This is a genomic window from Bacillus sp. SIMBA_005 (assembly GCF_046535585.1).
In the GTDB taxonomy this organism is placed as follows: domain Bacteria; phylum Bacillota; class Bacilli; order Bacillales; family Bacillaceae; genus Bacillus; species Bacillus pumilus.
On sequence record NZ_JAWRWI010000005.1, the window covers coordinates 67,013 to 89,404 of the forward strand.

The 22,392-nt window shown below is 41.3% G+C and carries 18 protein-coding genes; 5 read left to right on the forward strand and 13 right to left on the reverse strand.

Going from position 1 to position 22,392, the window contains the following annotated elements; genetic code table 11:
* Nucleotides 1-90: 90 nt before the first annotated feature.
* The 6 genes from essA to SB660_RS09765 form a co-directional block, all read right to left on the reverse strand.
* Nucleotides 91-585: a type VII secretion protein EssA gene (gene essA / locus SB660_RS09740; RefSeq protein WP_410582319.1), complete on the reverse strand. Its 495-nt coding sequence runs from the start codon at nucleotides 583-585 to the stop codon at nucleotides 91-93.
* The gene (gene esaA, locus SB660_RS09745; protein ID WP_410582321.1) at nucleotides 566-3,475 is read right to left on the reverse strand and encodes a type VII secretion protein EsaA; all 2,910 of its coding nucleotides are present in this window, start codon (nucleotides 3,473-3,475) and stop codon (nucleotides 566-568) included. The genes essA and esaA overlap by 20 nt, the downstream gene beginning before the upstream one ends.
* Nucleotides 3,472-7,947 (reverse strand): type VII secretion protein EssC, encoded by a 4,476-nt coding sequence (gene essC, locus SB660_RS09750; protein WP_410582323.1) that lies wholly within the window; start codon nucleotides 7,945-7,947, stop codon nucleotides 3,472-3,474. The genes esaA and essC overlap by 4 nt, the downstream gene beginning before the upstream one ends.
* A gap of 51 nt (nucleotides 7,948-7,998) precedes the next feature.
* A complete protein-coding gene (gene essB, locus SB660_RS09755) occupies nucleotides 7,999-9,312 on the reverse strand; it encodes a type VII secretion protein EssB (protein WP_410582325.1) in 1,314 nt (437 codons plus the stop codon).
* A 14-nt stretch (nucleotides 9,313-9,326) separates the two neighbouring features.
* Nucleotides 9,327-9,566 (reverse strand): ESX secretion system protein YukD, encoded by a 240-nt coding sequence (yukD, locus tag SB660_RS09760; protein ID WP_003213579.1) that lies wholly within the window; start codon nucleotides 9,564-9,566, stop codon nucleotides 9,327-9,329.
* A 95-nt stretch (nucleotides 9,567-9,661) separates the two neighbouring features.
* Complete coding sequence (locus SB660_RS09765; protein ID WP_003213769.1) at nucleotides 9,662-9,955, reverse strand: WXG100 family type VII secretion target; 294 nt, start codon at nucleotides 9,953-9,955, stop codon at nucleotides 9,662-9,664.
* Nucleotides 9,956-10,359: 404 nt separating this feature from the next.
* Here SB660_RS09765 and adeR point away from each other — a divergent pair, with 404 nt between their 5' ends.
* From adeR to SB660_RS09780, 3 genes are all read left to right on the forward strand, one after another.
* Nucleotides 10,360-11,589: a sporulation transcriptional activator AdeR gene (gene adeR, locus SB660_RS09770; RefSeq protein ID WP_061409497.1), complete on the forward strand. Its 1,230-nt coding sequence runs from the start codon at nucleotides 10,360-10,362 to the stop codon at nucleotides 11,587-11,589.
* 110 nt (nucleotides 11,590-11,699) lie between these two features.
* The gene (ald, locus tag SB660_RS09775) at nucleotides 11,700-12,836 is read left to right on the forward strand and encodes an alanine dehydrogenase (protein ID WP_061409499.1); all 1,137 of its coding nucleotides are present in this window, start codon (nucleotides 11,700-11,702) and stop codon (nucleotides 12,834-12,836) included.
* A gap of 115 nt (nucleotides 12,837-12,951) precedes the next feature.
* Nucleotides 12,952-13,548, forward strand: coding sequence for a biotin transporter BioY (locus SB660_RS09780; RefSeq protein ID WP_058013777.1), 597 nt, complete (start codon nucleotides 12,952-12,954; stop codon nucleotides 13,546-13,548).
* A gap of 65 nt (nucleotides 13,549-13,613) precedes the next feature.
* Here the strand turns inward: SB660_RS09780 and SB660_RS09785 are convergent, their stop codons facing one another.
* The 3 genes from SB660_RS09785 to SB660_RS09795 form a co-directional block, all read right to left on the reverse strand.
* Entirely contained in the window at nucleotides 13,614-14,390 is a 777-nt protein-coding gene (locus SB660_RS09785; protein WP_410582549.1) for a sporulation protein, read from the reverse strand.
* Nucleotides 14,391-14,567: 177 nt separating this feature from the next.
* On the reverse strand, nucleotides 14,568-15,896 hold the full coding sequence (locus SB660_RS09790; RefSeq protein WP_180310159.1) for a Na+/H+ antiporter family protein: 1,329 nt from the start codon (nucleotides 15,894-15,896) through the stop codon (nucleotides 14,568-14,570).
* 141 nt (nucleotides 15,897-16,037) lie between these two features.
* The gene (locus SB660_RS09795; RefSeq protein ID WP_180310158.1) at nucleotides 16,038-17,528 is read right to left on the reverse strand and encodes a leucyl aminopeptidase; all 1,491 of its coding nucleotides are present in this window, start codon (nucleotides 17,526-17,528) and stop codon (nucleotides 16,038-16,040) included.
* 327 nt (nucleotides 17,529-17,855) lie between these two features.
* On the opposite strand from SB660_RS09795, the gene SB660_RS09800 reads away from it, so the two are divergent.
* Nucleotides 17,856-18,332, forward strand: coding sequence for a divergent PAP2 family protein (locus tag SB660_RS09800; RefSeq protein WP_003212726.1), 477 nt, complete (start codon nucleotides 17,856-17,858; stop codon nucleotides 18,330-18,332).
* Nucleotides 18,333-18,375: 43 nt separating this feature from the next.
* Here the strand turns inward: SB660_RS09800 and SB660_RS09805 are convergent, their stop codons facing one another.
* The 4 genes from SB660_RS09805 to SB660_RS09820 all read right to left on the reverse strand — a co-directional run bounded on the left by SB660_RS09805 (nucleotide 18,376) and on the right by SB660_RS09820 (nucleotide 20,993).
* The gene (locus tag SB660_RS09805; RefSeq protein WP_410582329.1) at nucleotides 18,376-19,020 is read right to left on the reverse strand and encodes a 3D domain-containing protein; all 645 of its coding nucleotides are present in this window, start codon (nucleotides 19,018-19,020) and stop codon (nucleotides 18,376-18,378) included.
* 99 nt (nucleotides 19,021-19,119) lie between these two features.
* Entirely contained in the window at nucleotides 19,120-19,440 is a 321-nt protein-coding gene (locus SB660_RS09810; RefSeq protein WP_003212933.1) for a YuiB family protein, read from the reverse strand.
* A gap of 81 nt (nucleotides 19,441-19,521) precedes the next feature.
* Nucleotides 19,522-19,647, reverse strand: coding sequence for a YuiA family protein (locus SB660_RS09815; protein ID WP_157957789.1), 126 nt, complete (start codon nucleotides 19,645-19,647; stop codon nucleotides 19,522-19,524).
* A gap of 128 nt (nucleotides 19,648-19,775) precedes the next feature.
* Nucleotides 19,776-20,993, reverse strand: coding sequence for an NAD(P)/FAD-dependent oxidoreductase (locus SB660_RS09820; RefSeq protein ID WP_169056134.1), 1,218 nt, complete (start codon nucleotides 20,991-20,993; stop codon nucleotides 19,776-19,778).
* 392 nt (nucleotides 20,994-21,385) lie between these two features.
* On the opposite strand from SB660_RS09820, the gene yumC reads away from it, so the two are divergent.
* Nucleotides 21,386-22,384, forward strand: a complete 999-nt coding sequence (gene yumC / locus SB660_RS09825; protein WP_169055636.1) for a ferredoxin--NADP reductase 2 — start codon at nucleotides 21,386-21,388, stop codon at nucleotides 22,382-22,384.
* The last annotated feature ends 8 nt before the right edge of the window (nucleotides 22,385-22,392 follow it).

The window sequence follows — 22,392 nt, forward strand, 5'->3', positions numbered from 1 at the left end:
CTCCCTTGATAACCTTATTTTACGTAGTGAAACGGTATGACTTCAAGCAATGTGCATAAAGAAAAACCTGCCTCTTTTTAAAGAGACAGGCTATTTCTTTTCAGCCTTCACATTCACCTTCGGAATCAGAATGAACATCACAACGATGCCAAAGACGATCAAGAAACCAAAGATGATCGGAAGCAGTGCGGATGACTGCTTCTTGTGATCATCGCCAGAAGGTGCCGATACAGCGGCATCTCGAAAAGAGATATTCATCTCTTCCATCATGTGAACTGATGTTTTGGGCGGGTTCTCTTTTAGATCACTGAAAAGCTGCGGAGAAAGAGACCCTCCCGGAGTTTTAGGCGGTTCAGCAAAATGAATGTCTGTTTTAACTGTTGATGTCTTTTTGCTTTGTTCGTATTTCGTTTGATCCCTCAATATACTTGAGTTAATATTGAGTTCTTTTTCTTGATATTCATTCGGCTTGACATTTGTATCCGTATCTTCACCAGCAGCGAAAGCAGCAGGAATGAGAAGAAAAAGGGACATGACACCAAGTGCCATCCCATTCACGAACAGATTAAGCCTCATGAGTGACATCACGTTCCTCTGTTTTATCTTTCCATAGCTTTGTCACAAGAGGGATGACCATGAAGAGGACAGTTAAAATCACTAATCCTATCACACCCATTCCAAAGTGATCTCCATTTCCATATTGGATGGACAAGTACACGTCTGTCACTGGATTTGTGAAATGGAAATTCGGCATCACCAAATCAATTAATGGTGCGACAAAGAAGAAAATAAGCGCTGTTGCTGCCATCCATCCGGCAATGGAGCCGAAATGGAACGCCGTGCGAATAAAGGCGGAACAAGCCACTAATAGTAAAATCGTGAAAATGGACCACTGAATCGCTTGATCATCTGCAAGCTTGTAAATGTTCAGTCCGAACAAGCTGATCATAAGTCCGACTAATAGATTTAAGATGCCAAACAGTGCACCTTTCACCAGCATCGGAGCTGCCGCATAATACGAGCTGAAAAAGCCAATTAACAAACTACTGATCATCACAATGACCAAAATGACCACTGGCGGTACAGTCTGCGTTTTTTCTTCTGGTACATCACCACTGATTTTCAGCGGATTGGCTAAGTGATTATACACATAGTTGCTATTGCCTTGATCACTTAATGTGTTTCCTAAAATACCTTTTAAATCTTGCTGAACAAGCTTCGTGGAATGAACATTCTTGCTCCAGTTTTCATTCAGCGTATCCGCTTTTTCTTGGACCGTCGTCACACTCTCTTCAATGTTATTCGTATAATCCGCCACCCCTTTTTGGCGGTCGGTTAACGAACTCATATTTTCAGAAAGTCGAAGCACTTCCTGACCAATTGAATCCTGCGCACTGACAACAATTGAACTGCCTGCAAGTTCTGCCGTATACACTGCATCTCCTTGATCAGCCATTTGCTCCGCAACATTGTCCGCACTTTCAGAAATTGTGTTTAATTCCTGTTCCATGCTTGCCTGCTGAGTCGAAATGTATTCTGCATAGCCATCTGAAAACTTCTGCATCTCATCAATAAAAGTCGACACATCCTCGTTTGACGTCAGCATTTGTTTTTTGAGCGTATCCCAGTTTTCTGTTTCCTCTTTTTTGATGGAGAGGATGGACTGGATTTCATCTGGTTTGGTGTCGACCAAAGAAGAAGGATCCTTCTCTTGATAGAAGCTGTTAAGTAATGCTTCATAATGTACTAATTCATTTGAATACTTTAATAATTCTGATGCATTTTCTGATTTTGTATTAAAATCTCTAAGTTTATCCATTTTCGATGTATATCGATTTAATGGAGATTGAGTTGTTTCTATTCGTTCTAATTTTCTTGTAATAGCAGATTCTTGTTTGATGATGGATTTCTTTATATCACTTATGTTTTTATTGTTGCTAGTTTCTATTCTTATTATTTTTTCTTCTAGTTTATCTATTTTATCTGTTAAAGATTTTAATACTTTACTCAAAAGATCGACTTTTCCTTGTAATTGATCATTATGAGCTGTGGTTTTCTCCTCGATATTCTTTTTCACTTCTTCTAATTTTATGGATAGTGCTTTTAGTTGCTCTTTTGATTGAACTGACGTTGATTTGGTTTCCCCAGTTTGTTCTGGATTTTCTTCACCATTTTCTGGAGTAGGTGGCGTTTCTTCATTTCCAGACAACTCATCTGCCACTTGATTTATTTCTGTTGAGATTTCAGTTAATTTCTTCGTCTCTTCTTCAAGATTTATTTTCAAATCGTCTGTCGAGTCTTTTTGGTCTTCACCTTGATTATTCGAATCCTCATTCGGATCCTCTTTCGGTTTCTCTGCTTCAATCAATGCCTTTCTCGAAACTTTCAATTGCTCTTGCAATGGAGTAATTTTATCCCCTATGTATGCAAGATATTGAGCTTCATAATTACTAATCAATTCTTCCTGAGACGTCTTCACAAGTTTCTTTAATCCCTTTGATTGATCAGGAATAGCGTCTTCTCTTGACTTTTGAACAGATTGGATGGCACTGTCAGTTGTTTTCAGCTGACTTTGTACTCCGTTGATATCTGTTTTGAGTCCACCCATTTGATCCCTAAAGCTGCGGGCATTTTGGTTTTGGATATCAGCGAGCTGTTTGAGCCCCTGCTGGATTTGTTTTTGGTTTGTCGATTGCGCTTTGATCAAGAGGTCTTTTTGTTTGTCTTGATACTGCTGGTATTGATCGACTACTTTTACAAAGTCCTTTAACTGGTTCTTTGCTTCTTCTGTTGTAGTCAGACCGTCTTTATACTGTTTCTGCGAGTCAGTCATCGCATTTTTTAATTCTTCTATTTGTTTCTTCTGCTGCTGAACGGCGTCTGATAGTTTGTTTGAATTCGGCTTATAGAAGTTATACATCGTGTTTTGGAATTCGACTTCTTTCCCGACAATATGTTCAAACTCTTCTCTGACATTGCCGATTTCCTGTGATACAAAACTCCAGTATAACGTCGACATCTGTTCATTCATTTTCTTTTGCGCATTTTCCAGCTCTCTTTGCACTTTCTCTTTATTGACTGAATTGAGCTGATCTTGAATGGAAAATTGAATGGATGCCTTTTCAGGATGGTCTTTATCATAGCTCAGCACATTTTTAGAGAAATCAGACGGAATATAGAGGACAGCGTCATACTTTCTGCTTTTCAGTCCATTTTCTGCCGCACTCCGATTCACTACGGTCCATGTATAATCTGGACGCTCTGATAATGCGGCGGCAACATCCTGCCCGAAGCGAGCGGTGTTTTCACTTTCGCTCGCTCCCATATCCTCATTGACCACAGCTATATTACGTGTGGCATTCTTTTTCTGTTTTGCCGGGTCATCTCCAATGAGGTGGAAAAATAAAACCGGCAGAACCAGAATCAATATCATCGTCGATACGATTTTGATGGAGCTTTTTTGCTGCTCTGTCATTGAACACTCTTCCTTTCTACCGCACATAAAGGAACCTGGATTTTCTTCTCTTTCCCGTTTTCAACCAAATACCCGAAGCCTGGCTGAATATCTGGTTCTTGTCTTGCATACGGAAGCGGTATGATGTTTTGCTCTGATTTTTTCATGAGTAACATAGCATGACGAACTTGTTTGATTTCATTTGTGAGTGCATCATAGCCTTTACTGAATTCGGTATGATTTCCTGACGCAATCAGGCTAAAGCCTAGGTGTGCATATGACTTCATGAAATCAGCCAATTGATCTTGAAGACGCGGGTCGATTGTCTGCTGAAAACGCGTAATGCCATCAATCACAAGCACAATTTGAGAGAACGACAACTGATCAGTCTCTCCCCGGCGCACAGCTTCGACGTACATCTCTTCACGCACCTTGAATAAACGATCTATTTCCTCGGCCCATTCAGTGATATCATCCTTTGTTTCAAGGTAATCAATGTTCTCTTCTTTTGCATAATGAGAGAGCCCCCGATCAATCGAATCAAAGACGGCCAGCTTCTCAGGTTTTGCTGCTAATAGCTGATCAAGCATCAGTTTTGTCACATTTGTTTTCCCTCGCTGCGTTTGACCGATGATGAGGCAGTGTTTATTCTTCTTCAAGTCAAAGTAAACAGGAGCAACAGATTCCTCATCTAGTCCGACTGGAATGTCATACGGCTGTTTTTGTTCTTCTAAGCGGCTCTCTAGCTCCCAAATGGTTAGTTTATCAGGAAGCATTGGTACAGGTTTTGGTTTTTCAGCTGATTCAAAGCGATCATGAAGAAGCTGGATCTCTTGTTTCAAATGCTCAAACAGCTCAAGATCGTTCTCTCCTTCAACTGGCAGGAACATTTGTGCAAAGTATAGCTCTTCTTTGTTGATAATGACTCGTCCTGGAATCGGCTCTAAGCTAAATTTCGGTCTGCCAATAATCGAGTACGCCTCTCCTTGATCCATTAAGTAATGGACGACCTTTGTTTTCAAGTTGTTCATAAGAGATTGACGGACTGCGTTTACCCGAGTCGCTGTAATCAAGAAGTAAATTCCTAATGATTGCCCATCACGGCTCAGCTGGATAAATTCAGATTCAAGTTCATGCATTTCGTCTTTGACAATGTCAAAGTTGTCAATCACGATGAAAATGAATGGGAGCTTTTTCTCATTTAAGGCGTTGTACATTTTGATATGACTCATTTCTTGCTGTCTAAATAATCGCTTGCGGTATTCAACCTCTTCCCGCAGACGCGTCATCGACTTTTGAATCTTTCTCATTTGATCCATTAAGAAATAATCCGCCGTGTGCGACAGTTTGGCTAACGGAAGCAATGTTCCGTTTCCAAAGTCATAAATATACGCATGCCATTCTTCCGGTGAATATCTCTCCGCAAAGCTCATGAGCAGTGTTGTTGCAGCAAGCGATTTTCCGTAGCCGGAGGAACCAAAGATCCCAATGTTTCCATCCTCCATCATTTGATAAGAAAGTGGATGCTGGCTTTGTTGATCTGGCTCATCGACAAGCGCAAAATGGAAGACATGCTCTTCACTTGACGCGTAACGTGATTTTGGAATCCGTTCTTCGAGCGGTGGAAGCCATGGACTTGGGAGCTTCTCAATCCCAAGCTCCTGCTGCATACGTTCTATTTCATCCACAACAGCAGAAATCTCCGACACTGTCTCTTTTTTCACAGCCGGCTCTGTGCTCACCCCTGATAACGGAATAAGTCCAGTATCAGTCACAATGGCAATATCATCTTCTGATCCGTAGCCATCTTCCATATACGGCGCACCGCTCCAAGCTGATTGGAACAATTCATAGATTTCATTGTTCCCCACTTGTAGGTAGCCGCGGCCTGTAACGGTAATGGACGCCGCATCACTATTTTTCAATATTTCCTTACTGTCTGACGCATCTTGTACTTTTAGTGCGACCTTAAAGCGGGAGTTACTCCAAATCTGATCATCGATGACTCCGCCTGGCTTTTGGGTAGCCAAAATGAGATGAACCCCGAGGCTTCGGCCGATACGCGCAGCACTGACAAGCTCTCTAATAAAGTCCGGCTCTTCACTTTTTAATTCTGCAAACTCATCAGAGATTAAGAATAAATGAGGCATTGCCTGTTCAGCCTTTTTCTCCTTATAGAGCTTCGTATAATCATTGATGTGATTCACATGATATTGATCAAACAAGCGTTGTCTTTTCTTCAATTCACTTTTAATTGAGGCAAGCGCTCTTTCACTAAAATTCTTACTGCCTTCAATATTGGTGATCGTGCCAAGTAAATGAGGAATATTCCGGAACGGCTGCGCCATTCCGCCTCCTTTATAGTCAATCAATAGGAAAGCGACTTCATGCGGATGAAAGTGTACAGCGAGCGATAAAATGTACGTCTGTAAAAATTCACTTTTCCCTGACCCTGTTGTTCCCGCCAACAGGCCGTGTGGACCGTGTGCTTTTTCGTGCAAGTTCAGATCCACAATGTCATTTTTCCCTTTATAACCGATTGGCACAGAGAGTGATTTAGCCGTTTCTGATGTGAGCCATTTTTCACGAATACCAATCTCGTCTACCTGTTTGGCATGAAAAAGATCAAGGAAGGAAACCGTTTCAGGAATCGAATTGGTCATGCCAACTTGATGATCTAATGTTCTCAGCGTTCTGGCAAACAGCTCATTGTCCACGCGCTCATGTGTATCAAGCTGAAATGGAATTCGGACGGCTTTCTTGTGCTGAATGAGAATATCTCCTTCTTCTTCGTTAATATAACGGACAAGCGTCGAGATATTTTCAGCTAAGCTTTCCTTTGTTTCAGCAGCAAAAATAATGGAGATGCCAAGGTCCGTTCGGCTGCCTTCTAAATATTCTAAAATCACATGTTCAGCAATGAGCTCATGATTTGTCACGATAAACACAAAGTGAGGCGTAAAGATCTTCTTCTCTTTTTCTTCTTCTAGATCACGCTCACGTAAAATCTCATAAATCGAGGACAACAGCTGGTCGCGTGTTTGTTCGTTATAAATAAACCCTTTGCCGTATGTATGAGGCAGCTGGAAATGTGGAAGCCATTTCATCCATTCCCAATTCTCATACTCCTGCTCATGAAAAATAAACACAAATCTTAAATCATGATAGCTGTGCGAGAAGGCAAGCTGTCCGACAAGCTGATGAAGCTCCTTTTTCACAATGGCTGGCTTTCCAATCAATCCAGTTGGGCCATCGGCAAGACCGAATGTGATGGGTACATCCTTCACTTCACGATAAACCTGTTGCATATGCTGCGTTTGTTCCATTAAATCATCAATGTCACGATTGGCCATATCGCCGCCGCTCATCGATAGTTCATAGCTTGATGGGACTGCGCCCGTCCCAAGACGCAGCTGCAAGAAATCATCACTCACAAGTGTTTTTTCCCAAATTCGGCCGCTAATTTCTGATGTTAAATACTTCATTTGTTCAAATGACGGATAATGATACGTCAAAATATATTGCTGGCGGTCGTAGAGCTCTTGCAGCTCTTTTCGTTTATTCTCTAAGTAAAGAGAATAGACTCGCTGCCGTTTCTCTTCCCGTCTTTTGCGTTGTGATTTCTCTTTAAAGTATTGAACAGACGATGTGATTAACGTCATGATAAACATCGCCATCGACACGACAATAAAGATCCCGCGGGGCTGGATCAGAGCGACAATTCCCATTACGAGAAGCATCACAAGCGGCGGGAGGACAACAAGCCAAAGCCCTCTGCTGTTATTTTCACTTTCCTGCGAAGGAAAGCTAAAGGAAACCCGGTCATCTGGCAGATCATAAATTAAACGCGGTGTTCGTCTATATAAAGGATATTTTTGTTTTGTTTCTGTGCTAGGTGCTCTTGTTTTTTCCAAACGTGTTTGAAATGGTTCATATGCAGTCACCTGCAATAAATCATCATCTTTCAATGTCACCGTTAGAAAGTTCCAAAACAGCTCATCTCCAGCATCAATTGTCTCTGGACCGTGAATTTTTTTCCCGTTCACATAAATCGTTTCGTTCTGAGGCATGACATACCAAGTTCCTTCAATTTTCTCCAAAGTAAACTGGCTCGCATCTTGAAACATGGAATGCGCTTGTTCTTTCCACACATCGATATCATCTTTGTTCTCACGTGAAAAAGACAGCTCGACTCTATTTCCTAGGTAATAAATGTGTTGATCATGATGTGCTTCCATTAAAATAAGTGTCAGTGTACCAAGCTTATACGGTTCATGTAGAAGTAATGTGCCTTTCTTCTCTTCACCCTGATAAATGGAAAAGCCATCATTCGGTTCATCGGGAGATAAACGGATGATCCCTTCATCAAACGAAAGTGAAGGGATTGTCACCGTATGCTCTATTTCAGGTCCAATCACAGCTTCTCGATTGAACTGCTCGTCTAAACGGACGGTTTGATAATCCTCCTCATAAAATACCCAAAGAAGACTCAAACGCTCCACCTCCTCATGGGACAGCACCAACTGTCAGTTGTAGCGAAAGAATTATTTTTTCTCATCTTTTTTCGTCTGAGAGGTTTTCTTTTTCGCTTCAGATTCTTTCTCTTTTTTCTCTTGATCGGCTTTTGACTCTTCTTTTTGTTCAGCTGTTTCATCTGTTTGGCTTGCGCCCGAGGAGTCATTGGTGCTTGTCTCCGTTGTTTCTTTTTCTTCATATTTCGCCATTTCCTTAATAATTGGATCTAGCTGTTTTTGTTTTTCTTCTGCAGAAAGACTGTCATCGTTTTGAATGTCATTGCGGTAGGCGACGAGTGCTGTAAATATGTACCGGTCGTCTCCAAGTACACGTGCAATATCAAGTGCTTCCTTGCTATTGCCTTGTCCAATATGAATCCAGAAAAGGAAATATTGCGGATCAGTCTGTAATGTGTATGTATCTGTGATTTCTTTTTTATGCTGATCGAGTAACAGATTGCCTTGATTTGTTTGTACATATGAAATGGCCAGTTCATATTGAAGAGAGACCGGCATTTGATTGGCTGAATATTTTTCTAACGTATCCACCACTTGGCTGTACTGTTTGTTGAGATAATATTTGTTTGCCTCGACATACGCTTCTTGTTTCGGCATCGCAAAAAAGAAGGTGTAAATGGTGTACACCAAAGCAGGGATTAATAGGACAAGCAGACCTAGTCCGACATATCGTTCGACCTTCCATTTCTTTTTCGGAATGGTCAATAGCGTTTTCTCTTTCGTTTCAATCGCTTCGATCTTTTGCTGAATCAGGGCAGACAATTCTTCCAAAGACTGCGTTTCGCTGATTTCTTTTGCCAGTTCAGATAGTTTCAGCGTTTCGCTGTAAGCCACATATTCTTGAAACTGATATTCATGGTCCACCACTCGAAGAATGACGGCTTTGACTTCTTTTAATAAACGATGTTCCTCTGTTTCATATGGCGGGATGCTTTCTTTGACGCCGTAATGCAAAAATGCAGGAGCTAAGCCTTGATGAAAAACAATGTTTTCAGGAGAAACAATAGGATGCAGCCGCTTCACGTCGTGTTTGCAAACTGCATCGACAAGCTGGTATGAAAAAACCCATTTGCTTTTTTCATCCTTCGCATGGATGAAACGAAATTCCTGATAGGCAGGAGGCGGTTGAATAGAAATGATGACTTCATCTTCAGTTAGTTGAATCTCTTTTTTGAATGAAGGATTGATGTCTTTGATCGGTGCCGCTTCTAAACCGTCTAAGAGTTTAATGGTCTCTCTTTGAAAAATGAAACTGTAGGTGCCGCCCTCTTTTTTCATCACTGCTTCTAATTGTTCTTCTAAATAGGAACTCTTTTTATCTGCCATTTACAAAAGTCCTTTCATAGTATTTCCAGCCTGTCTCCTGTGGTGATTCCACAGTCTGACAGCTTATATTCGCCTGAAAACACAGCTTTCTTATTGACTACTCGCACCCAGCCGCCTTCTCGCTTAGGAAGTGAGATTTGTTTTGCCTGCCAGGCGATATGGATGACTTGTTTAATATGTAAATAATTTGATAGTCTCAAATCAAACACACTGCCATCATAATTTTTTAAGTCGATGGTAATATCGATATACACAAATTTCCACCTCACAAAATAGAAAGAGCGCCGGCATCCATTGACAGACTCGGCGCTTTTTCTGCTTTTCACACTTAGAAAGGAAATCCCTTTGATTAGCCGCGGATTTGGCTGGCGATGTCTTGGTCAGTGCTTTCAAGTGTATTTGCCGTTTGATCAAGCTGATTGCTGACATCTGTTAATAGATCAGACATTTTGATGAATGAAGGCTTTAACTGCTCGTATTGATCAGCAAATGCTTCACTAGAAGCACCTTCCCACATTCCTTTTAAATCTGAGATCATTCTATTTAGACGATCAACTTGGTTTAACACTTCTTGACTTTCAACACCATATTGCTTAGCGGTCGCTCTTAGTTCTTCTGGGGTTACGCGAATAATTCCTGACATATTCCTCATTACCTCCCGTGCATAGCCGCCATATAATGGGCTAATCCACTTATTTTTTGACGTTATTATTATAAAAACAGAAATGATACACAGTCAAACAAATCTGTTTTTATTTTACAAAATGAGTCTATAGAATTACTGTATTTTCGCTTTTTATCTAGTATTTAACATTTTTTTGGTCATATATTCTCAATAAGTGTAGACACACTTCACTGAATCTTTCCGCCTATTGATTTATTACTACGTTATTATTGTACTATTTCTTTTTCGCCTTCTTTCAGCATGATACGCTCGCTTCTCATAGCGATCTCTTTTTTAAATTTATGGCATTTTGTTATTGATTTACGTACCGCTTTCTCTTCATAATGTAAGTACGTGAAATATTCGAAAAAGCAGGGGTTTTTATGACAAAAAAGACAGATCCATTTAAGTATAGTCTTGATCGTTTAGAGGATGTGGCAGACCAAATTAGTGATGTGCTCAATTGCCCTATTACTATAGAAGATACGCATCATCGATTGCTGGCTTATAGCACACATAATGATTTTACTGATCCCGCCAGAACTTCAACCATTATCTCCCGCCGTGTACCGGAAAAAGTCATTAATCGGCTTTGGAAAGACGGCATCATTCCTACACTCCTTAAAACAGACGAACCGCTTCGTGTCCCTCAAATTGCAGAGGTGGGTTTATCTAGCAGGGTGGCCATTTCAATCTGGAAGGACAAAGAAGTACTCGGATTTATCTGGGCGATTGAATCCACACAGCCTTTTTCAGAAGAAGACATGGACCTTCTGAAGATGGCAGCACATGCTGTTAAAAACAAATTACTTAACTTACAAATTCGCAAAACGAAAACAGAAGAACGCAATCAGGAGCTTTTTTGGAAGATGCTCACAGGTCATATTCATGAAAAGGATGAGATGCTCGACCTATTTTTAAGACTCGGCATCAGATGTCCAGACACGTATGCCATCATCATCTTCCGACTTCGTGATGAACTGACAGAGGACACAGAAAAAAAGCTATCTTATCTGCTTGAAACAACGCAGCAAGTCCAAGTGTTGTTAACGACTGTTGATTTTCACGAATTCATTATTCTTGTCTCACCAAAAACAGAGCACCCGCTGCAGGATATTAAACAATTCACAAGCGGCATGCTGCAGCAGCTGTCTGACCGTTATCATATCCATCACGTTCAAGCGGCGATTGGTGGAATTTACGATAACATCTCTCATATTCAGCCATCCTATAAAGAAGCACTCGCTGTATTAAAAACAAAAGAACGCTTCCCTGTTGAAACCGAACGTTTACACAGTTTTTCTGAACTCGGTATTTATCAATATTTAGATGTTCTCGCTGAAAAACGAAGGGGCTCATCTTACTCCAGTTACTCTTTATCAAAGCTGGAAGATTACGACCTGAGGCATCATTCCAACCTAGTTGAAACCCTTGAACGGTTTATTGACTGTGACAGCAATGCCAATATTGCGGCAAAGCAATTAAACATCCACATCAATACATTGAATTACAGATTAAAACGCATTACTGACATTGCAGAAATCGATTTAAAAAACATGAATGAGAAAATGACTATATACCTTGATATGAAGCTAAAAAACGTCCATTTGTGAAATTTCACAAAGAGGCGTTTTTTTATTTTTTATTTCAACCGAAGCATTTTTTAAACATTCAGGATACACTAGACATACAATATGAATAGATAAGCATGGGAGGAATAAACATGATCATCGGCATTCCGAAAGAGATTAAGAACAATGAAAACCGAGTGGCATTAACACCAGGAGCAGCTTCTCAATTACTTTCAGCTGGACATCAGATTTTGATTGAAACAAACGCTGGTTTTGGAAGCGGATTCACTGATGACGATTATGTATCTGTTGGTGCAGAAATTCTTGATCAAGCGAAAGATGTGTGGGCATCTTCTGATATGATCATGAAGGTAAAAGAACCATTACCTGAGGAATATTCATTTTTCAGAGAAGGACTCATCTTATTTACGTACCTGCATCTTGCGGCAGAGCCCTCCTTGGCTGAAGCTTTAAAACAAAAAGGCGTCACAGCTATTGCTTATGAAACAGTAACGGACGGAAAATCACTCCCTCTCTTAACACCTATGTCTGAAGTGGCAGGCAGAATGGCCGCTCAAATCGGTGCACAATTTTTAGAAAAGCCAAAAGGCGGTAAAGGCATCTTGCTCGCAGGCGTACCAGGGGTATCAAGAGGGAAGGTCACGATTATAGGCGGCGGTGTTGTTGGAACAAACGCAGCGAAAATGGCGATTGGACTTGGCGCAGATGTCACTCTGATTGACGTAAACGCAGAACGCTTACGTCAGCTGGACGATCAATTTGGTCATCAAATGAAAACGTTAATGTCTAACCCTGTCAACATCGCCGATTCAGTCAGTGAGGCCGACCTTCTCATTTGTGCGGTATTGATCCCAGGTGCCAAAGCACCGACGCTTGTGACGGAAGAAATGGTGAAGCAAATGAAGCCCGGTTCCGTCATCGTAGACGTAGCCATTGACCAAGGCGGCATTGTCGAAACAATTGATCATATCACAACACATGATCAACCTACTTATGAAAAACACGGTATTTTACATTATGCTGTCGCCAATATGCCTGGAGCCGTTCCACGGACATCGACTGTTGCTTTAACAAATGTCACCGTTCCCTACGCACTACAAATTGCTAATAAAGGCGCTGCAAAAGCCATTCAAGAAAACAAAGCCATCGCAGAAGGTGTCAATGTCATGAACGGACATATCACATATGAAGCCGTCGCTCGTGATCTCGGCTATGATTATGTACCAGTTCATCAAGCGATCGATGCGTCTTCTATGACAGAAGCTTAATACAGACCCGCCCTTTTGATGGGCGGGTTTTATTGTTAACCAATATTAAAAACAGGTTGACAAATAACCTTCATCCCCTTAATCTATTTGTACAGATAAGACAGGGGGAAACATCATGCAACAGAAAACAAGAACCGCTGATTTTGTGCTAGTCGGAATGTTTGCTGCACTCATGGCGATTGGAGCCAATATCACATCCATTGTACCGTTTTTGCAGGTCGGCGGAATTCCACTTACGATGCAGCCGTTTTTTTGTGTACTTGCTGGTCTTTTGCTCGGTAGACGGCTTGGTGCATTAGCGATGATTGTATATGCCTTGGTTGGAATTGCTGGCGCACCTGTATTCGCACAGTTCTCAGCAGGCTTTGGAGTGATTTTAGGCAAAAGCGGTGGTTTTGTCTTATCGTATATTCCTGCTGCCTGGCTAGCTGGATTCATTTTAGAAAAAAGAAAAAATCCTGGCTTTGGCCGCTTTTTGCTTGCAGCTATTGCAGGTACGACCGTCATGTATATGATCGGAACGACTTATACGTACCTCGCATTAAATGTGTGGCTGAATGCACCTATTTCCTATCAAACCACGTGGTTCTTTATGATCTGGTTTATGGTGAAAGACTACGCATTGACGATATTGCTTGCAATGCTGGCCCCTAAAATTTATCGCTCTGTTTCAAAAGCCACGTCCTTTCGAAAACAACAAGCCGCATCATAATTGCAGACATCATCTACAAGTCGCATAGAAAAGAGCCTGTCTTCATTCAGGCTCTTTTTTCATCATTATTCCGCGTATTGGTCGATGATTCCTTCTAGCATCCCTTCAAGCACTTCTACATCTTCAAGATCTGATGGACTGAAGCGGTAGCGCACAAGCTGTTCTCCATCATGATACATCTCCTCAAGCCACCCTCTGAGTCCTCTTGCTCTGCGGTCGACTTCGAAAACAATTTCTAACCCGCCTTCATCTATCAGAAAAATCAGCTCTAACTCATCAAGCATATAACGATAGTCGTCTGATGTCGGAATAAACTCAAATTCTTGAACAAATGGCAGACGACGCTGGAAGTAAGGTGCTTGTTCACAGTCCGCTTCGTTCAGGTGGAAGCCAAGGTTTCTAGTGGCCTCCAGTACATTTCTCACCCAAGGATGTGCTTCAACGAAAATGCGGTCATAGTCAGATTTATCGATTCCTCCTTGGATATCAAGGTCTGTCATTACTGCAATTTCTACTTTTCCGATCGTCATCGGGGTATCGATAGGAAGAATAAATGAAAACGGAAATTCATGCTTTTCTCCAGGCTGGGTGATAAAAGAATCCGTCACCCGTAAAGTAAAGATATTCACATATTTTCTATGCTCTTCATCATCTTTCACAATCACATACTGTGTTTGAATCTTGACATTGATATAGCGGATGTCCTGAGAGATTTTCCCGCCCTTTACATGGACGGTTCCCCTTACCTCTTGTCCTGGATAATAGGCGTTTTTCTCCAAAATGGTATCTATTTTCGCTGCACCTATCCCAGCACTTGCCGCTAGCTTTTTAAAAAATGATATCTCTCATCTTCCCCTTTTCATTTTTATTAGCATATATACGTAAGAAAGAGAATGAAAGATTCATTTAATTCATACTTTAGACCTAATTATTTTTCACCTTCAGAAAGTGAACAAATGGATAAAACATCACAAAAAAAGCTTATAGAAAAAACAACGTTTTCTCTACAAGCTTTCATGTTAAAGAATAATTGCCGCTAGCCAGCCGAAGAGGACAAGCGGAACATTATAAAATACGAAGGTTGGAACACAAGTACCCCAAATGTGGTGATGCTGTCCATCCATATTCAATCCAGATGTTGGTCCAAGCGTACTGTCACTTGCAGGTGAACCTGCATCACCAACAGCCGCAGCTGAACCAATAATAGCAATGGTGGCTAGTGGGCTAAATCCTAAGTGCATACATAACGGAACAAAAATGGTTGTAATGATTGGAATCGTCGCAAAGGATGAACCGATCCCCATTGTCACAAGTAAACCAACTAATAGCATTAAAATGGCCGCAACGCTTTGATTGTTTCCAATGAACTGAGAAGATGCTTTCACTAGTTGTTCAATATCTCCTGTTTTCGTTAATACGTTGGCAAATCCAGCCGCTACAAGCATGACAAACCCGATAAATGCCATCATATTCATACCGGAAGTAATCAGCGCATCCGCTTCATCTCGTTTCATCATGCCTGTGGCAAACAGAACTAGAAGACCTGCCAGTGCACCGAAGATCATTCCTTCCACACCAAGGCTTTGAGATAAATAAAGCTGGACAATAAGTGAGACAAAGATAGCCAGCACTGCAAGCAATAAGCTCTTTTTCGTATAAGCTGATTTTTCTACGTCCGTGATATCTCGATCCTCATATACCCTTGGTTTCCGATACACGAAAAGTGAAACAAGCAGCCCGAGCACCATGCCCCCTACAGGAATAAGCATGGCTAGTGGAACATCTGATAATTGTACAGTTAATCCTGCCTCTTTCATGTTATCACGAAGCATTCCGTGGAAAATCTGTCCAAAACCGACTGGAAGTAAAATATATGGTGCAGTGAGTCCGAAGGTCATGACACATGCTAGCAGTCTGCGGTCAATTTGAAGCTCGTTAAACACTTTTAATAATGGCGGAATTAAGACCGGAATAAAGGCAATGTGAACCGGAACGACGTTTTGTGAAAAACACGATACGATCAAAATCACAAGAATGATCAGTACTTTTGATAATGTTTTTCTTCTTGAGTCGCCTTCTTTTCCTAAAAGCTTCACTGCTCCTTCAACCATGGCATCTGGAAGGCCTGTTTTCGTCAGCGCCGCAGCAAATGCCCCTAAAAGCGCATAACTAATCGCCACTGTCGCATTTCCTCCGAGCCCATCAGTAAAGGCTTCAACTGTTCCTCCAAGGCCTAATCCACCTGCAAGTCCGCCAGCTAAAGCACCAAGTGCGAGGGCAATGACCACATTGACCCGCAGCAAGCTTAATATCAACATTAAAAGAACCGCTATCACAACTGCATTCATGATGAAACCTCCGAAATCCTTTAGTTTACTAATGTAGTAGATAATTAAAGTACCAACGTATGTTACCATAGAAAATTTTCTTCGTCAAATGGCGTATGACCTACATAAAAAAGGCCCTGCCAGTTGGCAGAGCCTCATCCTTTATTTCTTTCCTTCAAATCGTTCCACAAATGTAGCCAATGACCGTACCATCACACCTGTCGCTCCTGTTGGCCCAAAGCATGAAGGCTTTTCTGTTGTAGCTGTTCCTGCAATATCCAAGTGAACCCAAGGCGTATCCTCAGCGAATTCACCAATGAATGCTCCTGCCATGATCGCATGTCCATCACGGCCTGGTGAGTTATTGAGATCCGCCATTTTGCTGTTTCGTACGCGCTTTTTATCTTTTTCGGTGATTGGCAGCTGCCAAATCATTTCACCGCATTCTTCTGATGCCTCTTTAAACTGGGCATACAGTTCATCGTTATTTGTCATGACGCCTGTTGTCTCATTTCCAAGTGCCACAATGACTCCGCCTGTTAATGTCGCCACGTCTATAAGAACAGAGGCACCGTGCTGCTTCGCATATGTCACCCCATCTGCTAAAACAAGACGACCCTCTGCATCCGTATTCAGCACTTCGATTGTTTTACCGCTAAGCGACACAATGACGTCATCCGGTTTCATAGCATCAGCCGAGATCATATTATCGGTTGATGCTATGACAGCAATGACATTTTTTTCTGGGCGCAGTTCACCGATGATTTCCATGGCACCTAAAACAGAGGCTGAGCCGCCCATATCAGTTTTCATCCCAACCATACTGGCTCTTGGCTTTAATGAATAGCCACCAGTATCATACGTGATGCCTTTACCGACAAGCCCAATCACGTCCGTCCAGTCTTCCTTGCCTTGATATTTCAGAACGATGAGCTTTGGTGGTTCTGTTGAGCCTCTATTGACAGCTAGAATCCCGCCCATCCCGAGCTCTTCCATTTGTTCTTTATCTAAAATTTCAATCTCAAATTCGTATTTATACGCAAGCTCTGCCGCGTACGAAGCCAGATCAGAGGATGTGAGCATATTCGGCGGCATATTCACAAGGGTACGGGCTGAATTGACGGACTGTCCGTAGACTTCGCCCACTTTCAGACTTGCCTGAATTTCTGCTGTATCATGATCCGTCGCTGCATAAACAAACTCGATGAAGCGATCCGGTTCATTTGTTTTATGTTTAAAATCTTGTAATTCATATGTAGCTAAAAGGCAGCTTTCAGAAAGGGCATGGGCTGCATCTTGGGCAGGCAGATCCTTTCCAATAAACGTATCCAGTAAGACAGAAACCGCTTGCTTTTTATCTTGATGAAGCTTTTTAAATAAATGGGCAAACGCTTCTTTTGCCTCTTCAAACGTGTAATCTGATTCCTTCCCAAGCCCGACAAAATAAATGCGTTTGATGCCTGTTTCAGGGGACGGGAAAAACTTCGAAAGCTGATTTCGTTTAGATGAGATATCGCCTTCTTTTAATAATTCAGTGATTCGTCCTTCAAGTAATTCATCCATTTCTTTTGCTTTTCCTGATAATTGGCTCTTTTGAAAAAGTCCAATCGCCAGTGTATCTTTATGTTGCCATTCATTTGTCGAGAAAAACATATTTATCACACGCTCCTTCAATGAACTCCATTTTTCACATTGGAACTTCTATTATATCAAAATTTGCGGGTCTATACGATCATTGCCAATCTGTCTTTTCTTGATGAACATTAATATTTTCACACGCGGAAGGGCATCATGAAAAAGCGATGAAAACTTGTACAGCCCCCCTGCACTCTCCTCGTTCCACATCTACTTTCTTTAATGTTATAATTGAACATGGACTTGGCAGCTTTTTGAATCTGCTATCATTTTTTCATCATACTAGGGTACACAGTCCATCATTTTGCACGATATTTTTTCTTACAGAGAGGATGTTTCTTGTTCATGAGCGTACTGACGAATTTTCCGCTGCTTGCCAGCCTTGCAGCCATCTTTTTTGCTCAATTTGTAAAAGTACCGATTCAATTTATCATTTCTAGACGACTAGATTGGTCGCTCATTACAAGCACAGGCGGAATGCCAAGTTCACACTCCGCAGCCGTAACAGCACTCTCAACAGCAGTGGCTTTAGAGCACGGGCTAAATACATCGATCTTTGCGATTTCCGCCATCTTTGCGATTATTACCATGTTCGATGCAACAGGTGTGCGCAGACAGGCAGGAGAACAGGCGACTGTACTGAACAAGCTCGTAACAGATTTTAACCGATTTGTTTCTGAAGCAAAGAATTTCCCGAGTGCGGAAGAAAAAGAAAAGCAAAAGAAATTGAAAGAGCTTCTTGGTCATAAGCCGATTGAAGTCTTCTTTGGCGGCTTAACAGGGATCTTACTAACACTCATCTTAGATTATTACTTCATGTAGAAGCGAAAAAAGCTTTGGACCTTAAACTTGTCCAAAGCTTTTTTTATTCTTTATTGGCTTGAAACTGCTGACGGAATACTTGCATGGATTTTGCTTCATTCAGCTGGTTTAAGTCATTTTCTGTTAACGTTCCTTCTCCCTTTTTGATGATATACACATCGAGTACTTTTTTACCCCATTCTCTATACACATCATCTACCGTTTCATAGTATAAATCCAGCTTATGACCTTTAATGGCTTTTCCCGTATCTGCGACCACTCCGTAGCCGTAGTTTGGGATAAAGAGCACCGTTCCAATTGGAAAGACTGATGGGTCAGCAGCCACAGTTGAATATAAATCACGTTTCACTTTGACGCCTGAATATGTAATGCCATATGCATGGTGTTCCTTCGTTTTACCTGTTGATTCAACACCTGCTGTATAGCCTGTGGCAACAACCTTTTGCTTCGGGTAATCGTTCCAATTAAACGCTTCTTCGAGAGAAATAGCCCGCAAGTCATCGCTTTTGAGTGCCATCGTTTCTCTTTTTTGCTGTTGGAAAAAAGAAGATACTTGCTTGCCAGGATCAGTCTCTTTCACCCAGGCAGCTACATCACTTGGTTCAACGCCAGATATGCCCGTAAAGCTTGTCAAAAGAGCAAGCATAAAAAGGGCTGTCATGAACAATCGTTTCATCCATGTTTTCATCTTTATTTGTCACTCCTCTACCCATCTATTTGTTTCCAAACGAAATGGAAACTATGCAAAGGAGAAACAAAAAAACTCACTTGCCTATCCACAAGTGAGTTAAAACATTTGATATCCTCTTTTTCGAAGTGCATTAATGACAAAACCTGATGCAATTGCACCAATCAGACCACTTAACAAGATTATGATATCAGCCGCAGCGAGAGAGACTATGCGGTCCCCTATTCCTGAAAAAGCGATGCCCGGTTCTCTGACATAAGCGATCATCTTTTGATTATTGATAATGAAAAGGCATACAATTGGATATAAAATAGCCATAATCCATGACATTCTCAGCAGCATATTGAGCAAAAAGCCAATGCCGAAGAATAACACGAAAAATAAAATAACGGAAATAATAACGACTGGTAAACTGATCACTTCATCTCCACCCCCAAATATCCCATCATTAGTTTAACTTGGAAATAGAGATGAAGTCAATCAATGGAAAAAGCAGATGGATTAAAGCTTCTTTCCTGTCCCTTTACATTCCTCACATGTTTCAGATCCGCCGAGCAATAACTGAAAATATCCTTTCCCCGAACAATATTGACAAGTAGACTTTTTTTCTTTTGTATGTGCATTCATATTGTTCACTCCCTTAATCTAAATTTTCTGATAATTTATCATACCATACTTTACTGCCAATGACCAAGTAAGAAAATATGCCAAAAAAAAACGTGTATCACGAGGATACACGTTTTTGTCTATACGGTTTAGAAAAACTTGAATTTTCCTTTTTTCAGAACAAGTCCTGGTCCGCCAACCATGAATAAAGAACGGTTGTCGATGATTTTCTTCATTGCTGAAGCTTTTGTTCCTTGAAGTTTTTTACCAAACGCAACACCTACAGCGTCGTGTTCACCAAGAGAAGCAACTGTTCCTTTGATGTCTGGCTTAAAGCTTTCAAGAGAACCACCTTTCACTAGTGCTGCAAGGTTTTTCGCTACTGTTTCACCTTGCTGCATCGCGATTTGTGCAGTTGGTGGGTATGGACGGTTGATTTCTTCATTGATGATCAATGAACAGTCACCGATGATGAATACATCATCATTTTCTGGTACACGAAGATCTGGAGATACTTTTACGCGGCCGCGCATGTTTTCAAATCCAGCTTCTTCTACGATTGGGTTACCGCGTACACCAGCAGCCCAAACAACAGTTTCAGCTTTGATTTCTTCGGTATCATCGTCTTTTCCAACAATGATGCCTTCAGGCGTACATTCTTTGATCGCTGTACCAATTTTGAACTCAACGCCTTTTCCTTGAAGGTAGTTCATTGCATAGTCGATCAATTCAGGATCGAATCCTGGAAGAGCTGTTGGTGCAGCTTCTACACAGATGATGCGCACGTCTTTTTGATCAATATCATACTCTTTGCAAAGCTCAGGTACACGGTTTCCAAGCTCACCAAGGAACTCAATACCTGTGAAGCCCGCACCGCCGACAACGATTGTCAAGCGCTCTGGACGTTTTTCAGCTTCCGTATTATATGTCGCAAATTGAAGCTCAATGTGCTCACGAAGCTGACGAGCAGAGTTGATGTTAGAGATTGAGAATGCATATTCTTTCAATCCTGCAATACCAAATGTTTCAGGAACAGCACCAAGCGCAACAACAAGGTAGTCGTAAGAAAGTTCGCCATCTGATGTCACAACTTTCTTCTCTTCCTTATTAATGCTTTCAACTGTTGCTTGTACAAAGTTGACACGGGAACTGTTAATCACATCTTTAATTTGATAACGACAGCGGTCATGATGAAGTGTACCTGCACTTGCTTCATGTAACCATGTTGTTTCGTAATGATAATTATGTTTGTTCACAAGAGTAATCTCCGCATCATTTGTGCCAAGCTGTTTTGTTAATCTTGTTACAGTCATTAATCCGCCATAACCTGCACCTAATACAACGATTTTCGGTTTATTCACTGGAATCACATCCACCTTTTTTAAATTTGCTGTAAAACGGATAAAAGAATTACATATCGTTATTCTCAACCGCTTTCCGGCATTTTATGAAATTTAAACAAAAAAATAAGTATGTGAAAATCTGAACTTTCACCTACATAAAACGAAAGCATTTGACCGTATCCGACAAAAATTCATAAAAAATTAATATTTAGTTCCCTTAACAATAATAGCGAGTTCTGATCCAATTTTCAAGGCTTTAAACTGAAAATCCTTATGATAAACGGTCTTTCTCACTTTTTCCTCTTTTTCAAAGCTTCGGCATCAAAAAACGACAAGTTTTTCAAAACAAGTCAAACGACGATGTGTGGTATGATATGATATAGTGATAACAATTTTCATTTGGGAGGATTAAAGGAATGCAAGAAGATTCTAAGGTATATGACATTACCGTTATCGGGGGCGGCCCAGTAGGATTGTTTACTGCTTTTTACGGCGGCATGAGACAGGCAAGTGTGAAAATTATTGAGAGCCTTCCTCAGCTCGGCGGTCAATTATCCGCTCTTTACCCTGAAAAATATATTTATGATGTGGCTGGTTTTCCAAAAATCCGCGCACAAGAACTAGTTGATAACTTAAAGGAACAAATGGATAAATTTGATCAAACCATTTGCTTAGAGCAAGCAGTTGAAACGGTTGAAAAACAGGCAGATGGGATCTTTAAACTTGTGACAAATCAAGAAATTCATTACTCTAAAACAATCATCATCACAGCTGGTAACGGGGCATTCCAACCGAGAAAGCTTGAGCTAAGTGCAGCAGAATCATTTGAAGGAAGCAACCTGCATTACTTCATTAATGACTTGAACCAATTTGCTGGCAGACGTGTGGCCGTTCTTGGCGGCGGAGACTCTGCGGTGGACTGGGCACTGATGCTTGAACCAATCGCAAAAGAGGTTTCCATTATTCACCGCCGCGATAAATTCCGCGCACATGAGCACAGTGTAGAAAACCTGCACAACTCGAAAGTCAATGTCGTGACGCCATTTGTCCCAACGGAGCTCGTTGGTGAAGACCGCATTGAACAGATTGTGCTGGAAGAAGTCAAAGGCGACAAAAAACAAGTGCTTGATGTGGACGACGTGATCGTCAACTTCGGTTTTGTTTCCTCCCTCGGACCAATTAAGCAATGGGGCCTTGAAATCGAAAAGAACTCGATCGTTGTGAAATCCACAATGGAAACAAACATTGAAGGCTTCTATGCGGCAGGAGACATCTGTACGTATGAAGGAAAGGTCAAATTGATTGCCAGCGGATTTGGTGAAGCACCAACGGCTGTCAACAATGCGAAAGCCTACATGGACCCGAAAGCCCGTGTACAGCCTCTTCATTCCACAAGCTTATTTGAAAACAAATAAACGAGATC

What these genes read in the sequence shown, in the direction of transcription:
- essB (WP_410582325.1), bottom strand. Translation starts at nt 9,312, where the DNA reads ATGGCAGATAAAAAGAGTTCCTATTTAGAAGAACAATTAGAAGCAGTG.
- SB660_RS09790 (WP_180310159.1), bottom strand. Translation starts at nt 15,896, where the DNA reads ATGAATGCAGTTGTGATAGCGGTTCTTTTAATGTTGATATTAAGCTTG.
- SB660_RS09815 (WP_157957789.1), bottom strand. Translation starts at nt 19,647, where the DNA reads ATGAATGCACATACAAAAGAAAAAAAGTCTACTTGTCAATATTGTTCG.
- SB660_RS09780 (WP_058013777.1), top strand. Translation starts at nt 12,952, where the DNA reads ATGCAACAGAAAACAAGAACCGCTGATTTTGTGCTAGTCGGAATGTTT.
- yumC (WP_169055636.1), top strand. Translation starts at nt 21,386, where the DNA reads ATGCAAGAAGATTCTAAGGTATATGACATTACCGTTATCGGGGGCGGC.
- adeR (WP_061409497.1), top strand. Translation starts at nt 10,360, where the DNA reads ATGACAAAAAAGACAGATCCATTTAAGTATAGTCTTGATCGTTTAGAG.
- SB660_RS09795 (WP_180310158.1), bottom strand. Translation starts at nt 17,528, where the DNA reads ATGTTTTTCTCGACAAATGAATGGCAACATAAAGATACACTGGCGATT.
- SB660_RS09765 (WP_003213769.1), bottom strand. Translation starts at nt 9,955, where the DNA reads ATGTCAGGAATTATTCGCGTAACCCCAGAAGAACTAAGAGCGACCGCT.
- ald (WP_061409499.1), top strand. Translation starts at nt 11,700, where the DNA reads ATGATCATCGGCATTCCGAAAGAGATTAAGAACAATGAAAACCGAGTG.
- esaA (WP_410582321.1), bottom strand. Translation starts at nt 3,475, where the DNA reads ATGACAGAGCAGCAAAAAAGCTCCATCAAAATCGTATCGACGATGATA.
- essA (WP_410582319.1), bottom strand. Translation starts at nt 585, where the DNA reads ATGTCACTCATGAGGCTTAATCTGTTCGTGAATGGGATGGCACTTGGT.
- SB660_RS09800 (WP_003212726.1), top strand. Translation starts at nt 17,856, where the DNA reads ATGAGCGTACTGACGAATTTTCCGCTGCTTGCCAGCCTTGCAGCCATC.
- SB660_RS09805 (WP_410582329.1), bottom strand. Translation starts at nt 19,020, where the DNA reads ATGAAAACATGGATGAAACGATTGTTCATGACAGCCCTTTTTATGCTT.